This window comes from Dokdonia sp. Dokd-P16 (assembly GCF_003095655.1).
GTDB lineage: Bacteria > Bacteroidota > Bacteroidia > Flavobacteriales > Flavobacteriaceae > Dokdonia.
This window is the reverse complement of the sequence record NZ_CP029151.1, coordinates 2,523,613-2,539,550: the sequence shown is the minus strand read 5'-3', so window position 1 is coordinate 2,539,550 and position 15,938 is coordinate 2,523,613. Positions and strand designations below refer to the sequence as shown.

Annotated in this window: 11 protein-coding genes; 5 read left to right on the top strand and 6 right to left on the bottom strand. The window is 37.9% G+C overall.

Annotation, left to right across the window (positions count from 1 at the left end; all coding sequences use genetic code 11):
• Window positions 1-5 precede the first annotated feature (5 nt).
• Window positions 6-3,827, bottom strand: a complete 3,822-nt coding sequence (locus tag DCS32_RS11425; protein WP_108878378.1) for a gliding motility-associated C-terminal domain-containing protein — start codon at window positions 3,825-3,827, stop codon at window positions 6-8.
• Between the two features lie 464 nt (window positions 3,828-4,291).
• Window positions 4,292-6,196 (bottom strand): molecular chaperone DnaK, encoded by a 1,905-nt coding sequence (gene dnaK / locus DCS32_RS11420; RefSeq protein WP_108878377.1) that lies wholly within the window; start codon window positions 6,194-6,196, stop codon window positions 4,292-4,294.
• Between the two features lie 315 nt (window positions 6,197-6,511).
• Between dnaK and DCS32_RS11415 the strand changes: the two genes are divergently transcribed.
• From DCS32_RS11415 to DCS32_RS11405, 3 genes are all read left to right on the top strand, one after another.
• A complete protein-coding gene (locus tag DCS32_RS11415; protein WP_108878376.1) occupies window positions 6,512-7,204 on the top strand; it encodes a TetR family transcriptional regulator C-terminal domain-containing protein in 693 nt (230 codons plus the stop codon).
• Between the two features lie 55 nt (window positions 7,205-7,259).
• Window positions 7,260-8,585 carry an ABC1 kinase family protein gene (locus tag DCS32_RS11410; protein ID WP_108878375.1) on the top strand — a complete coding sequence of 442 codons (1,326 nt, stop codon included), beginning with the start codon at window positions 7,260-7,262 and terminating at the stop codon, window positions 8,583-8,585.
• A gap of 248 nt (window positions 8,586-8,833) precedes the next feature.
• A complete protein-coding gene (locus DCS32_RS11405) occupies window positions 8,834-9,841 on the top strand; it encodes a 3-oxoacyl-ACP synthase III family protein (protein WP_108878374.1) in 1,008 nt (335 codons plus the stop codon).
• 83 nt (window positions 9,842-9,924) lie between these two features.
• Here DCS32_RS11405 and DCS32_RS11400 read toward each other — a convergent pair whose 3' ends face one another.
• The 3 genes from DCS32_RS11400 to DCS32_RS11390 all read right to left on the bottom strand — a co-directional run bounded on the left by DCS32_RS11400 (window position 9,925) and on the right by DCS32_RS11390 (window position 12,143).
• Complete coding sequence (locus tag DCS32_RS11400) at window positions 9,925-10,452, bottom strand: YfiT family bacillithiol transferase (RefSeq protein WP_108878373.1); 528 nt, start codon at window positions 10,450-10,452, stop codon at window positions 9,925-9,927.
• A gap of 107 nt (window positions 10,453-10,559) precedes the next feature.
• Complete coding sequence (locus tag DCS32_RS11395) at window positions 10,560-11,492, bottom strand: peptidylprolyl isomerase (protein ID WP_108878372.1); 933 nt, start codon at window positions 11,490-11,492, stop codon at window positions 10,560-10,562.
• 159 nt (window positions 11,493-11,651) lie between these two features.
• A complete protein-coding gene (locus DCS32_RS11390; RefSeq protein ID WP_108878371.1) occupies window positions 11,652-12,143 on the bottom strand; it encodes a metallophosphoesterase family protein in 492 nt (163 codons plus the stop codon).
• Window positions 12,144-12,192: 49 nt separating this feature from the next.
• Here DCS32_RS11390 and truA point away from each other — a divergent pair, with 49 nt between their 5' ends.
• Window positions 12,193-12,966 (top strand): tRNA pseudouridine(38-40) synthase TruA, encoded by a 774-nt coding sequence (gene truA, locus DCS32_RS11385; protein ID WP_108879287.1) that lies wholly within the window; start codon window positions 12,193-12,195, stop codon window positions 12,964-12,966.
• Window positions 12,953-14,719: an ABC transporter ATP-binding protein gene (locus DCS32_RS11380; protein ID WP_108878370.1), complete on the top strand. Its 1,767-nt coding sequence runs from the start codon at window positions 12,953-12,955 to the stop codon at window positions 14,717-14,719. The genes truA and DCS32_RS11380 overlap by 14 nt, the downstream gene beginning before the upstream one ends.
• A 57-nt stretch (window positions 14,720-14,776) precedes the next feature.
• Here the strand turns inward: DCS32_RS11380 and DCS32_RS11375 are convergent, their stop codons facing one another.
• Window positions 14,777-15,895, bottom strand: coding sequence for an adenylate/guanylate cyclase domain-containing protein (locus tag DCS32_RS11375; RefSeq protein ID WP_108878369.1), 1,119 nt, complete (start codon window positions 15,893-15,895; stop codon window positions 14,777-14,779).
• Window positions 15,896-15,938: the final 43 nt, after the last annotated feature.

Here is a 15,938-nt window from a genome sequence, read left to right as displayed (position 1 = left end):
TTTTTTTATCTACTTAAGTAAAATGATCCGTCTATCGGTTCTGAGTTTGAATCATTAGGATAGAAGATGTAAAAATATACACCTGTAGGTAGTTGATCACCTAATCCAGATCCTGTATTAGAACTTCCATCAAAAAGTGGCGTATTTCTATTTCCTCTGTAAACGATAGTTCCGTATCTATTGAAAATTTGAATATCAAAATTCGGGAAGATATTTGGTAAAGTTCCTAATTCTAAGAAGTCATTCTGACCATCATCATTGTCTGACACTCCATCAGAGATTTGAATCTGACATCTTCCGTCGCTTAGTGGTAAAACATCTGCTAGATATGGTACTCTAGGTGATTCACATCCGTTGTCATCTACCGCACTCACATAGTAAGTCGTCGCATCTACTAATAAAGTAGATAATGGTAAAGGATCTCCACCTTCCGCGGAAGCGTACCAAACAAAGTCTTCTACACTAACAACAAGATTCCCTAAGGTAACTCCATCATTAATACAGATAAAAGGCTCATTTAATACTACTGTAGGTGCCATAACCGGTGTTATAGTAAATGTAATAGTTGCATCATCCTGACCACATGCATCTGTAAAAACTATGTATAGATATGAGAAAGTGCCTTCACCTAAGGCTCCCACATCAATTAATCCATCTACTACCGTTTCTGATGTATCGATGTTTATAAATTCTCCAGTAAGCTGAGCATCGTTAGATAATAATCCAAATAGAGAAGTTGTGTAATCTCCTGCACAAACAAAAGTATCTATATCATTTCCTGCATTTGAGATAGGCACAATAGTTACTGATAATGTTGCACTCACCTCATCACATGCTCCGTTTGCTGCAATGGTATACACGTAGTCACCGCTCACTGCAGTCATTGGGTCAATAGAACCATCATTATCTGCTGTAGCATATCCTTCTGGACCAGACCAACTACCATTACTATCAGGACTTCCTCCTAAAATTGTAAATAAATCTACAACAGCCCCATCCTCACAAGCCTGAAAAGGACCTCCAGTTCCTGCATTACTACTTTCAAAAACAGTAAACGATAATGTTGCTGCATCTCCACAACCATCATCTGTAGTTGTTGTATATGTATAGTTAAATACTTGCTGCCCATCTACAGCAGGGACAGTAAATGGATTACTAACTACATCGCCAGTGACAGTATCTGTCCAAACTCCTTGTGTTCCAACGTAAACTACATCTGTCCCGTTAGTTTCTAATAGTGAAATTAGATCAATAGGATTTGTAAAACTATCATCACAAAGCTCCACTCCCGTAGTATCTTCTCCAGCATAATTTGTTGCAAAGAATGAAACCGTCACCGTAGCAGTTACCGCTTCACAAGCACCATTTGCGGCTATAGTGTAAACATAAGAGCCTTCTGCATTTACAGATGGGTCAAAGTTAGCTTCATTATCCGTAGTGGTATATCCATTAGGGCCAGACCAAATTCCATTTATGTCTGGTGTACCTCCTAATAATGTAAAGAGATTTATAGTGTTTCCATCTTCACAAGTTTCATAAGCTGCATCTATACCAGCATCACCTTGCTCAAAAACTGTAAAAGATAAAGTCGCTGTATCTTCACAACCACCACCTCCAGTAGTATAAATAAACTCAAAAGTTTGAGAATCTGTAATTGATGGTATTATAAATGGATTTACTATAACTGCTCCAGAGCTATCAGTCCAATCACCATTAGTATCTATAGTGTCTGTGCCGTTATCTTCTAGAAGTGTAATTAAATCTACAGTTGTCATTGTATTACATAACTCAACACCCGTAGTATCTTCCCCTGCATATATTGCATCTCCTAAAGTCACATCTACCGTTGCAGATGCTTCTAGACACGTTCCATTTGCTGGTACGGTATAAATATATGCACCCTCAACACTTGTTTCAGGTGTAAATAGAGCAACGTTATCTGTGGTTGTAAAACCATCAGGGCCAGACCAAGTACCGTTAGTATCTGGAGTTCCCCCTAAGAGAGTAAAAAGATCAACCTCAGCTGCATCACTACAAACTGCGAGCGGTCCACTTTCTCCTGGATCGTATTGCTCATAAACAGTAAAGCTTAGTGTAGCACTGTCTTCACATCCGTTTTCTGTTACCGTATTATATTCAAAGTTGAATAATTGAGAGTCTGTAATAGTAGGTATTTCAAAGTTATTATCAACTACGTCTCCATTTGCAGTATTAGTCCATACTCCGTTTGGACCTACATAAATAGGAGCTTCATCAGCATTTACTTCTAATAAGTCCGTTAGTACTAAAGGACTCTCTGTTTCACAAATCTCAAGATCTGCAGTGTCTTCTCCTGCGTAGTTTGCTGGGTTAACTATTATAGTGACAAGTGTAGATTGATCGCTACATGGGTGCTCCGCATTAACAGATGGGACACAATCATCACCTGATTCTGAGTATATTAATTCAGGGTGAAATACAACACAGTTATAGGAATCTTTTACAGTAAATCGAAAAACATAAGTTCCTGCTGAAGCATTAGAAATAAGTGAACTTAAAAAAATAGTTCCACGACTAGTATAAAATGCATCGCTATTAAAATCAGTCAAACTACAAAGCTCACCTAGATTTTCGCTTAAACCTAAATCTGATGGTCCAGAAACCAATTCCCACCCCGTACAAATATTGTTAGGATAGTCGTATTCTACTCCGTTTTCATTTGAAAAATTGATCAAATCATAGAGATCTAATGTAGTATTAGACTCGTCATCCACACAGAATTCCGGTACAACCTCTTGCTCAAAAGGTCTAATATATTCCATTATCACAAAGGTTACTGTTGAAGACTTACTTTGACACACTGAAGAACGACTTTCTACAGAGTAAGTAAACTCAAAAGATTCACATCCAAAACGCTGATTAGTAGCATAAAGCTCATCATAGATCTCCCTTATATTTATAACACTATCTGCAGGTCCAGAGATTTGACCAGTACTATCATTATTAGATGACCATAATCCTTCTATATCTTCATCAACTAGAAAATTATCATCTCTAAGATTAATATCCATGTCGTAGTTACCTGCTAATATTTCAGATTCACAAATTGTTATTTGATTTGCGTAACCAGAAAAAGGTTCTCGTACAACTGAAACTTTCACATCTGTTGATTGTTCGGATACGCAAGGTGAAATACCTTCTACTGTATAGCGAAAATCAAAAGTCTCTTCATCAACGAGGGGAGGTCCTTCTTGATAAGGAATATCTACCACGAGAAATCTATTTTGAGAAATAGCTATAAAATTAGAACTAGAACCTAAATATTCCCAAGTACCATTTAAATGTGGCGATGGGTTAGACAAAAGAGTTTCATAAAGATCAATTAAAGTAGGTTGAGGACATGTGCGATCACGCGTTTGACACACCTGAAGATTCACTCCACCTCCAGTAGTACTTGCTGCTGTTCCTGAGTAAGGTCCTAAAACTACATTAAATAAAAACTGCACATCATCTGGACATCCTGTAGCTCCATTAAGAAACTCAAATTGATAATCTGCAATATCTTCAGATGAGCTATCAAGATCCCATAAAAACAAGTCTCCTGTTACAACATCAAGCGCAAAATTAAAGTTAGGATCAAACCACATCCCATCTGCAGGAGTGATTGTTGTTCCGGTAATTGCAGAAAACTCTTCATAGAGATTTATGATTCCATCTGGAATTGAATCACCGTTACCATCTACAACAGTCATGTCGCACACAGTAAATGTCTCTACCTCGGCACACTGACTAAAAGCCGTTACCGTAGAGCATAACAATAAAGTAAGAAAAAGGTATAATTTCCCCATAGTTAAGTTGGATTAAGGTGCAACGAAGATAAATCAGACCGCTTATACAAACCTAATTTTATGTTAATTAATATCGACGAAATACACATTACTCTCGTTATACTACTTCGGTACTACTGATTGTCAGTTAATTACAAAATACCCATCTTCGCCTCACATCATAAATATAGAATAATTTGACAGTAATTCGCTGTAAATATGGACATTACCCTATGGAAAACACCTAAAATATCACTTCAAATTTAATTGTAAGAACATAAGAATTAGATAAGCTCCAAACTATAGTATAAATACAGTTAGACAAAAGACATAAAAAAAGTCTCACAACATACGTTGTGAGACTTTTCTATTATTGATTTGAAGATGTATGGGATATTAAATCATACGTCGCAAATAATTCCGCTTTCGCGAAAATGATTACTTCACTTCCTCAAAATCTATACTTCGACTTCGCTCAGCACAGGCTACTTAACTTCTTCGAAGTCTACGTCTTCCACATCACTAGCGGTATCTGCTCCTGCATCTCCTCCAGCTTGTACATCAGGTCCTGGTTGTCCAGCTCCTTCTGCTTGTGCTTTGTACATTTCTTCAGAGGCTACTTTCCAAGCTTCGTTGATTTTATCAAGCGCCGGAGTAATAGCATCTACAGACTTCGTTTCATAAGCTGCTTTCAATTCTGCAAGTGCATCCTCGATAGGCTTCTTCTTATCATCAGATAATTTATCGCCAAATTCAGTTAGTTGCTTTTCCGTTTGGAAAATCATACCATCTGCTTCATTGATTTTGTCTGCAGTTTCTTTTGCTTTTGCATCAGATTCAGCATTTGCTTCTGCCTCTGCTTTCATTTTTGCAATTTCTTCTTCAGAAAGTCCAGAAGATGCCTCGATACGAATATCTTGAGATTTTCCAGTAGCCTTATCTATTGCAGAAACTTTAATGATTCCGTTTGCATCAATATCAAAAACAACTTCAATTTGAGGTACTCCACGCTGTGCTGGTGGAATATCTGTAAGTTGGAAGCGTCCTATTGTATTGTTATCTGCAGCCATTGGTCTTTCTCCTTGTAGTACGTGGATATCAACACTTGGTTGGTTATCTGCCGCTGTAGAGAATACTTGTGACTTTTTAGTAGGGATTGTAGTGTTAGACTCAATAAGCTTTGTAAATACATTACCCATTGTTTCAATACCTAATGAAAGTGGAGTTACATCAAGAAGTAAAACATCTTTTACGTCTCCAGTAAGTACACCTCCTTGGATAGCAGCTCCTACAGCTACAACCTCATCAGGATTTACTCCTTTTGATGGTGCTTTACCAAAGAATTTTTCTACCGCTGCCTGTACTGCAGGAATACGAGTAGATCCTCCTACTAATATAATTTCATCTATATCACCTGTGCTTAATCCAGCAGCCTTAAGTGCTGTTTGACAAGGCTCGATAGTTCTTTTTACTAAATCATCAATAAGTGCCTCAAACTTTGCACGGCTTAATGTACGTACTAAGTGCTTAGGTCCAGATGCTGTTGCAGTAACATAAGGTAAGTTTACCTCTGTAGATGTAGATGATGAAAGCTCAATTTTTGCTTTCTCAGCTGCTTCTTTAAGTCTCTGTAGTGCCATAGGATCTTTACGAAGGTCCATGTCTTCCTCAGCCTTAAACTCATCTGCAAGCCAATCGATAATTTTTTGATCTACGTCATCCCCACCTAAGTGCGTATCACCATCTGTAGATAATACTTCAAAAACTCCGTCACCTAACTCAAGGATAGAAACATCATGCGTTCCTCCTCCAAAGTCAAATACAACGATTTTTTGATCTGTATCTTTCTTATCAAGTCCGTAAGCTAGTGCTGCTGCAGTAGGCTCGTTTATGATACGCTCTACTTTAAGACCTGCGATTTCTCCAGCTTCTTTAGTAGCTTGACGCTGACTATCATTAAAATAAGCAGGTACAGTAATTACCGCACGAGTTACATCTTGTCCTAAGTAATCTTCGGCAGTTTTCTTCATTTTTTGAAGAACCATTGCACTAAGCTCTTGTGGCGTGTATAAACGTCCATCAATATCAACACGTGGAGTGTCATTATCACCTTTTACAACATTGTAAGCACTACGATCTGCTTCTTTAGTACTATCGCTGTACTTGTTTCCCATAAAACGCTTGATAGAAGCAACCGTCTTTGTAGGGTTTGTTACAGCCTGTCTTTTTGCAGGGTCTCCCACCTTAATCTCACCGCCTTCTACAAAAGCGATTACAGATGGTGTAGTTCTCTTACCTTCTGCATTAGGGATTACCGTTGGTTCGTTACCTTCCATTACAGCAACGCACGAGTTGGTAGTACCCAAGTCAATTCCTATTATTTTACTCATTATATATGTATTTAAGTGTTATTAATTTTCAACAAACACAAATAGACAAGGAGTATGCCACTAGAGAAAGTATGACAAGGTGTCACAGCTAGGCATATGCAGCTTGATATTTTGAGACAGATGCGTGTATAATGTTGTTACGCTTTCGCGAAAGCGTACTTCTAACATTCTCCTATATATCTATAGCGTCAAATATGCATCTCTGTTACAGTCATAGAGTTTCATATAATTTGAAATAATTTTAACTTAACTTTTGTTTAATCAAATCGCAACAACGATAAACATAATGTATCTTTACATCAAACAACAAGTATTATGGCAACTACAAAGACACCGACTAAAAAAACAACTGCCAAAAAGAAAGCAGTTACTTCTACCATGATTATCTCTGCATATATGGATTATGTATTAGAACATGGAGAGGAGCCAAAGACTATATATAAATTTTGCAAAGACCTAAAAATTGACGAATCAGAATTCTATCAATTCTTTGGATCTTTTGATAACCTTAAAGCTGGCATTTGGAATGCTTTTCACACCAATACCGTAGCTGTGCTACATATGGACAGTGATTATGACAGCTATCCAAATAAGGAAAAGATGCTTTCTTACTTCTTTACGATGTTTGAGTTGCTCACAGCAAATAGAAGTTATGTGTTATTTTCTCTAGACAAGCACAAAAACATGCTTAAGAATATGAGTCAGCTCAAGGAGTTGAGAGGACATCTCACTTCATATGCATCAAACCTTATTGAAGCTGGCAATGACGATAAGAACTATAAGATTACAAAAAATCCTGTTCGTTTATTTAGCGAAGGAGCATGGGTACAATTCTTATTCTTATTAAAATATTGGATGAGTGATAACTCTCCAGGATTTGAGAAGACAGATGTAGCTATTGAAAAATCTGTCAATGCAATTTTCGACATTTTTGAGACTACACCTTTAGAAAGTATTATTGATTTTGGCAAGTTCTTGTTCAAAGAAAACTTTGGCTCAAAATCATAAAGACTAAGTTCTTAAATAATAAATTTTAATACACATCCCTCTTGGGGTTCCATATATGAAAACAATAGACCACATACCTACTAATAAACTCCAGAGAGCCTCTAAGCTCGTTACCACTGGCGTAAAAGTAGGCGCAAATTATGCCAAGTATTATGGCAAGAAAGTGGTTAATCCTTCCTTAACAAAGGATCAACTCAATGAAGATAATGCTGAGGATATTTATGACGGCTTAAAGAGTTTAAAAGGTAGTGCACTTAAGGTAGCACAAATGCTTAGCATGGAGAAAAATATTATGCCTAAAGCATATGTAGAGAAATTTTCTTTATCACAATTTTCAGTTCCCCCACTTTCTGCACCCTTAGTGCGTAAGACATTTAAAAAATATTTAGGTAAATATCCAGAAGATCTATTTGATACGTTTGCGGCTCAAAGTGTGAACGCGGCCAGTATAGGCCAAGTTCACCAAGCGACATTAAATGGGAAAAAACTTGCTGTGAAAATCCAATATCCAGGAGTCGCAGACAGTATCAGTAGTGATCTGGCATTAGTAAAACCCATTGCAAAAAAGATGTTTAACCTTCAAGGTGAAGGAAAAGAAAAGTTCTTTAAAGAGATAGAAGACAAGCTTCTTGAGGAAACAGATTATAACCTTGAGCTTGCTCAAAGTATTGCCATGACTGAAGACTGTGCAGCAATACCTAATCTTACTTTTCCTAAGTATTACGAAGAGTTATCAAGCGAGCGCATCCTTACTATGGACTGGATGGATGGCGAGCACTTAAGCGAATTTGTAGCACATAATACTAGTCAAGAAGCTGCCAATAAATTAGGACAAGCATTATGGGATTTTTACATGTATCAAATGCATGTGCTCAAACGTATACATGCAGATCCGCATCCTGGGAATTTTATGGTAGATAATGATAATAATCTTATCGCAATAGATTTTGGATGTATTAAACATGTTCCAGAGGACTTTTACATTCCTTATTTCGAACTAGCAGAGCCTGCAAATATTAATAATCCTGCTGTTTTTGAAGAGAAACTATATCAGCTAGAAATACTGAGAAAAGATGATGATGCAGATACTGTAACATTCTTTTCTGCACTCTTCCACGAGATGTTGAGTTTGTTTACACAACCCATGCAACAAGAAGATTTTGATTTTAGAGACAGTACCTTTTTTGATCAAATAGCAGTGCTGAGTGAGAAGTACAGTAAGGATACAGAAATACGCAAAATGAATGGAAATAGAGGAAGTAAGCACTTCTTGTATATAAACAGAACATTTTTTGGACTTTATAATTTGATGCATGACTTAAAGGCACAAATTAAGGTCAATAATTTTAAAAATTATATCGCTACAGACTCTGTAGCATAAATGGTAATAAGTGTACCGCAATCTTTGTGGTACTTTATTGGTTAGGTTGTTTTTTAAAAGAGCGCTTTTAGTCGGGCGCTCTTTTTTATGTCCTCATGTCATTAAACTATGCGTGCATAGCAATTGACACATTTACGCTTTATCTCCGCCGTGTAAAAAAGTATCTTTACACCCGAGAAATTGATTAGTACGCTTTCGCGAAAGCGTATCTACTCACAAAACCCTCTTTCAAACACACATCACACACTATGTATAATTCTAAAATTACCGGTCTTGGTAAATACGTTCCCGAAAACGTCGTAACAAATGATGATCTATCAAAACTGATGGATACTAATGATGAATGGATCCAAGAACGTACAGGTATAAAAGAAAGAAGACATATAAAAAAGGGTGATGGCAACTCTACTGCCAAAATGGGTGTAAAAGCTGCCGAAATCGCAATAGAACGTGCAGGCTTGACAAACAAGGATATCGACATGATTGTTTTTGCAACGCTTAGTCCAGACTATTACTTCCCTGGATGTGGTGTTCAAGTACAACACTTGATGGGTATGGAGACGGTTCCTGCACTAGATGTGCGTAACCAGTGTTCTGGTTTTATATATGCCCTTGCAACAGCAGATCAATTTATTAAATCTGGCATGTATAAAAATGTACTTGTCATAGGTTCAGAAAATCATAGTGGAGGTCTTGACTTTACTACTCGTGGCCGTAGTGTGTCTGTCATATTTGGTGACGGTGCAGGTGCCGCGGTACTTTCTCGTGAAGAGGACAATAGCAAAGGTGTTCTCTCTTCTCACTTACATAGTGAAGGCGAGCATGCACTAGAGCTTTCCCTTAAAGGGCCAAGTACAGAGCAATGGGTTCCTGAGCTTATAGAGGCTAATCCGCAAGAGGATATACCTTACTATCCTTATATGAACGGCCAGTTTGTATTTAAAAATGCCGTAGTACGCTTCTCTGAAGTAATTATGGAAGGTTTACAAAAGAATAACCTAGAGGTGTCAGATATTGACATGCTTATCCCTCATCAAGCTAACTTACGTATCTCGCAGTTTGTGCAGAAAAAGTTTAAGTTGAGCGATGATAAAGTGTACAACAATATCCAGAAATACGGTAACACAACCGCAGCTTCTATCCCAATTGCCCTTACCGAAGCTTGGGAAAATGGAAAAATAAAAGAAGGTGACACAGTTGTCCTTGCAGCTTTCGGAAGTGGATTCACTTGGGCTAGCTCCATTATAAAGTGGTAATTACTTGTAACTAGACATTGCTGTCAAATAAAAGTCCCATATAGTGAACTATGTGGGACTTTTTTTATGCGTTAAACATATCACTACCAATTGCTCCTGTTCACTAAGTTTTCAATATGCGCATAGTGATGGTTACTATGCCATGCGTAGTGTCCTAGGTTTTCTTCTAGGGTTACTACTTTATTTCCATCTGGATGAGTGAAAGTTCTATTGTACTGTGCTTCTGTCATTACTTTGAGTAATTGCACCAGTTTATGATGGATCACCTCAAGATGTCGCAAAGACCATTCTATAGGTGATGCTTCTAGATCTGGCAGCAATGTCCATGCCTTCTCATCATACGCCTTAATCACAGGATTATCTTCTGTAAGTGCCCATTTAAAACGTATATAACTATTGTGATGGCTATCTGCTAGGTGATGCACCACTTGTCTTACCGTCCATCCTTCTGGTCGGTAAGGAGTATCTAGCTGCTGGTCACTTAAATCCTTTGTAAGTGCTCGTAGTCTAGCTGGTAATTGGTCTAAAGTATCAATCCACGCTGTGAGATGCTCTTGAGTAATTTGCGCAGGTGCTTGAAATTTTCCTATAGGATATTGTAGTGTTTCCATATCATCAAAAATAGCAAAGCTTTGCGATACAAAGCATTATTGACTCAATTCCATAAAAAAAGATCTGACGCAAGTCAGACCTTTTTTAAATATATATCAAAAACTAATTACTTTACAGCAACAAGCTCTACGTCAAACACAAGCGTTGCATTTGGAGGAATTACTCCACCTGCACCAGCGCTTCCGTATCCTAAATCTGAAGGAATTACTAAGCGTGCTTTATCTCCTACGTTTAATAAAGAAATACCTTCATCCCATCCTGGAATTACTTGCCCTACTCCTAATTGAAAGTCAATAGGTTGGTTTCTTTTAAACGAGCTATCAAACACAGTCCCATCAGGAAGTGCTCCTTTATAGTGTACAGAAACTGTTTTACCTTTTTCTGCTTTTGCACCAGTTCCTTTTTGTATAATCTGGTAGCGTAGTCCACTAGCTGTAGTTTCAAAACCAGTTGCTAGCGCTTCGATTTCTGCAGCTTGTGCAGCTTTTTCTTCTTCAACACGTTTTGTTCTTGAACCTTCAAAAGTTCTAAAAGCTTCAACTGCGTTCCAAGCTTCTGCCTCTGCTCCTACTCTAATGATTTCGATTTTTGTCATCTCATCACCTTGCGCCACTGCATTTACAACTTCTTGTCCTTCTACAACGTTTCCAAAAACAGTGTGCTTACCGTCTAACCAGTCTGTAGGGATGTGTGTAATAAAAAACTGAGTTCCGTTTGTTCCAGGACCTGCATTTGCCATAGAAAGTTTTCCTGGAGCATCGTGCTTTAAGTCTGGGTGAATCTCATCATCAAATTTATATCCTCCATCACCAGTTCCTGTTCCTAGTGGGCAACCACCTTGAATCATGAAATCAGGAATTACACGGTGAAATTTCAAACCATCGTAATATGGAGTTCCTTGAGGCCTTTGAGAGTTCTCAAGGTTTCCTTCTGCTAGCGCTACAAAATTTCCTACCGTTCCTGGCGTCTTCTCGTGCTCTAATTTTAAAATAATTTCGCCTTTTGGCGTATGTATCTTTGCGTAAATTCCGTCTTTCATTATCCTTATTTTTAATGAGCTGCAAAGATACTATTTACTAGTGGGAAGGCAAATATGCTTGCGCGAAAATGTTATAAACCTCCACATTGTCAGCTTCAAGTAATGCAAAGCTTAACTTATAAGCCTTACAAACTGATTATCAATAACTAAGAGCGACAACTACCGCGCCACCTCAATCACCTCAAGATTCTCAATCTTGCCTGAATGAACCGTAAATCTGAGCATAGTGCGCACTTTATGAAAACCGTGCTTACCTATCGCTCCGGGATTCATATGTAGGAGGCCTCTTCTTTTATCTGGCATAACCTTTAATATGTGGCTATGCCCGCAAATAAAAAGCTTAGGCGGGTTACTATAAATCTCATCTCTAATAGCTGGAGAATATCTCCCAGGATATCCACCTATGTGAGTGATAAGAACATCTACTCCTTCACATACAAATCTGTTATTGAGAGGGAATTCTTGTCGTGCTTCTGTATCATCTATATTTCCAAAAACAGCTCGTAGCGGTTTCCGTTTTACTATAGCATCTGTTACTTTTAAGTCACCTATGTCACCTGCATGCCAGACCTCATCTGCCCAATCTACGTGACCCAAGATATGATCATCTATGTAACTATGTGTATCGCTTAGTAGGAGTATCTTTTTCATTTGAGTGCGCTTTCGCGAAAGCGTATATTTGCCACAAAAATACAACACAGTGCGTTATTTTATCGAGCTTTCTTACTTTGGAAAACACTACCACGGCTGGCAGCGTCAACCTAATGCCGTTACCGTGCAAGAAACGATAGAGAAAGCACTATCTATGATTTTGAGAAAACCAGTCCAAATCATGGGTGCTGGACGCACTGACGCTGGTGTACATGCAACACAGATGTATGCGCATTTTGATTGGGATGGCGAGCAGTTTACTACTCAAGAAAGCATAGAAAAACTTATCCATAAATTCAATCGTCTTTTACCAAAAGATATAGCCTTTAAACGCATTTTTCAAGTGGCAGACAAAGCACATACACGTTTTCACGCCACTAGTAGATCTTATGTGTATCGCATAGGGAAAGAAAAAAACCCTTTTACATCAGATCACGCCCCAACAGTACGGAATGAAGTGCATATTGAAGCCATGAATAAAGCGGCAGCGATACTGCTTGACTATAATGATTTTGAGTGTTTTTCTAAATCAAATACTGACGTGAACACCTATCTTTGTGATATTACACGTGCAACGTGGATAGAGACAGAAGATGAGTATCATTTTCACATTACGGCAAATAGATTTTTACGTAATATGGTACGAGCCATTGTAGGTACTTTACTAGAAATAGGCGAAGGAAAGAGAGACATCGCATGGATGCACGAAGTAATAACTGGCAAGAGTAGATCACAGGCTGGAAAATCAGTTCCCGGACGCGGTTTATACTTGACAGAGATTTTATACCCAGAAACAATTTATAAAGATCATGGCAGAGACTAAAGGAAAAGCTTTTGATACGCAATTATTTAAACGTCTACTCGCTTTTACGACACCGTATCGCAGTAGATTATATATAGCTGCTATAGCTGCCGTAGTACTCTCACTTTGTGCTGCACTACGCCCATATTTCCTTAAAAACGCCATAGATTTAGGGATATCACAACGGTCTAGTGATGACTTATTCTTTTATATGAGGCTCATGGCCGCTGTACTCTTTGGCGAAGTTCTCTTTCAATTACTATTTATTTATTTTTCTAACTGGATAGGCCAACAAGTAATTAAGGATATAAGAGTAAAACTCTTTGACCACATGCTTACGTTCAAGATGCAATATTTTGACAAGTCGGCAGTGGGGAGATTAGTAACTAGGGCCGTAGGTGATATTGAGACCATCTCAAGTATTTTCTCTCAAGGTCTCTTTATGATTATTGCAGATTTATTGAAGATGAGTGTTGTGCTTGCATTCATGTTTTATGAGAGCTGGAGACTTACGCTCATTGTTCTTGCTGTTTTCCCGGTGATTTTATATGCAACACGTGTATTTCAAAAAGCGATGAAAGTAGCCTTTGAGGAAGTACGCACGCAAGTAGCAAACCTCAACACTTTTGTACAAGAGCGCGTGACTGGGATGAAAATCGTACAGATTTTTAACCGTGAAGCTATAGAGCATAAAAAATTCCAAGCGATTAATAAAAAACATATGGATGCGTGGAACAAGACGGTATGGTATAACTCCATCTTCTTCCCTATTGCAGAGATATGTACTTCTGTCACCATAGGTCTTATTGTGTGGTACGGTGGTCTTAAGGCTGCACAAAGTGATGTTATCACCATAGGATTAATAACAGCATTTATAAGCTATATCCAGATGCTTTTTACACCACTTAGACAGATAGCAGATAAATTCAACACCTTACAAATGGGAATGGTTGCTGCAAATCGTGTTTTTGGTATTTTAGACACACAGTCTTCTATACAAGACATAGGAACCTTAGAACTTAACAACGTACAAGGTAAAATAGACTTTAAAGACGTAAGATTTTCTTATGTAGAGAATGAAGAGGTACTCAAAGGAATATCACTCACCGCAGCACCAGGACAAACCATTGCTATTGTAGGATCTACGGGAGCTGGAAAATCTACTATCATTAACTTGCTTAGTAGGTTTTATGAGATAGATAGCGGTAAGATATTACTAGACGGAACAGACATTAAAGACATAAAACTAAACAATCTTAGAAATGAGATTGCTGTCGTATTACAAGACGTATTCTTATTTGCCGACACTATCTTGAACAATATCACGCTTAACAATCCTGACATTTCTGAAGAAACGGTGATAGAAAGTGCTAAGACTATTGGCGTTCATAAATTTATTTCTAGCCTTCCTAATGGTTATCACTACAATGTAAAAGAGCGTGGCTCTATGCTTTCTAGCGGCCAGCGCCAGCTTATTGCTTTTTTAAGAGCATATGTGAGTAATCCTTCAATTCTTGTTCTTGATGAAGCTACTTCATCTGTAGACTCACACAGCGAGCAGTTAATCCAAAAAGCGATTAATAAAATTACTAAAGGAAGAACCTCTATTGTGATTGCTCACCGTCTTGCTACTATTAAAAAAGCAGATCAGATTATTGTGATGGAAAAAGGTAAAATCATCGAGCAAGGAACACATAAAGAACTTCTTGCTAAGGTAGATGGACATTATCGTAACCTGTATGAAGTACAATTTATGCAAGCAGAAGCTAGCTAGACGTTACTATTGATACGCTGGGCACATTTTCGCGAAAGCGTCTAAAATCTGTAATAATTAAATCACATTACCCTGCTCAAAAGTCACTAGCGAAACTTCCTCCTTTTTACCCTTAAGAAGCTCATCACCCATAGATAATACTCGTGTAGTGCCTGGCAACTTAGGAAGTATGTTTGCAAAAGCCTTAGATGCAAGGATATCTACACCCTTCTCATTACACATGCTCTGGATACGAGCTGTAGTATTAAGTACATCTCCAGAAAAGGCGATATCTCTCTTTATTTTACCCAGCTCCCCCACAGTCACCTGGCCATAATGAAAGCCAACTTTAAAATCTGGCAAAGCATTGTAACGCTTGTAATACTTTACAGATTTCTTGTAGATGGTATTTTTCATACGATAATAGCAGCGCAAGGCATTTGCATTTTTTACACCATTTTTCATCTTCCAGGTGATGACAACCTCATCGCCTACGTATTGATACACTTCACCCTTAGTTTGCATAATAGCTGGTGCGATATCATTAAAAAAGTCTTTTAAGAAATTGAAGTACTCTTGTTCGCCCAGCTTTTCGGCAATTCTGGTGGCGTCTCTAATATCTGCAAACATGAAAATACGCGTCTCAGTTTTAGGATGAAAATAACGCCCCATCAAGTAATCTGGAAAAACGCCTGGACCATACTTATCATTAATCATAAGGATGATGAGCGTTAGAATGACAATAAACAACCACACCACAAAATTCTTAATAAATATGTGCTCGGTATAAAAGGAAATCACGCGGTCATAAAGCAAATCACTTGTAAGTTGTAAGCCTAGGTAATCTGCATAATAGTAATATGCTCCTACGGTACCTACAATAAACGCAATAATCACATAGAGTAATGTTATGTAAATAAGCGCTCTCCAGAAGGCATATTTACGCAGCCACAGCTCCATAATATTTACGGTAAAAATCCCTCCTATTAAACCTGCCATTATTGACACTAGTAGATTTGCCTTGAAGGAAACTTCAAAATCAAAATCTGACGTAAGCGCATCTGCAGATACGAGTGTTGCGTAGTCATAAAGGAAAATAATATTTGCAACCAGCATCCACGCAAAGAGAATCCACAAGGCACGCCTTACGTAGAATAGGATTTCGTTGTTGGTAAGTTCTCTTTTAAGTAGTTTCATATATAATCTTATGCTGCGTCTATCAAAGTACCTTATATATACT

What these genes read in the sequence shown, in the direction of transcription:
- DCS32_RS11375 (WP_108878369.1), bottom strand. Translation starts at nt 15,895, where the DNA reads ATGAAACTACTTAAAAGAGAACTTACCAACAACGAAATCCTATTCTAC.
- DCS32_RS11390 (WP_108878371.1), bottom strand. Translation starts at nt 12,143, where the DNA reads ATGAAAAAGATACTCCTACTAAGCGATACACATAGTTACATAGATGAT.
- DCS32_RS11415 (WP_108878376.1), top strand. Translation starts at nt 6,512, where the DNA reads ATGGCAACTACAAAGACACCGACTAAAAAAACAACTGCCAAAAAGAAA.
- DCS32_RS11405 (WP_108878374.1), top strand. Translation starts at nt 8,834, where the DNA reads ATGTATAATTCTAAAATTACCGGTCTTGGTAAATACGTTCCCGAAAAC.
- DCS32_RS11400 (WP_108878373.1), bottom strand. Translation starts at nt 10,452, where the DNA reads ATGGAAACACTACAATATCCTATAGGAAAATTTCAAGCACCTGCGCAA.
- DCS32_RS11410 (WP_108878375.1), top strand. Translation starts at nt 7,260, where the DNA reads ATGAAAACAATAGACCACATACCTACTAATAAACTCCAGAGAGCCTCT.
- DCS32_RS11395 (WP_108878372.1), bottom strand. Translation starts at nt 11,492, where the DNA reads ATGAAAGACGGAATTTACGCAAAGATACATACGCCAAAAGGCGAAATT.
- DCS32_RS11380 (WP_108878370.1), top strand. Translation starts at nt 12,953, where the DNA reads ATGGCAGAGACTAAAGGAAAAGCTTTTGATACGCAATTATTTAAACGT.
- dnaK (WP_108878377.1), bottom strand. Translation starts at nt 6,196, where the DNA reads ATGAGTAAAATAATAGGAATTGACTTGGGTACTACCAACTCGTGCGTT.
- DCS32_RS11425 (WP_108878378.1), bottom strand. Translation starts at nt 3,827, where the DNA reads ATGGGGAAATTATACCTTTTTCTTACTTTATTGTTATGCTCTACGGTA.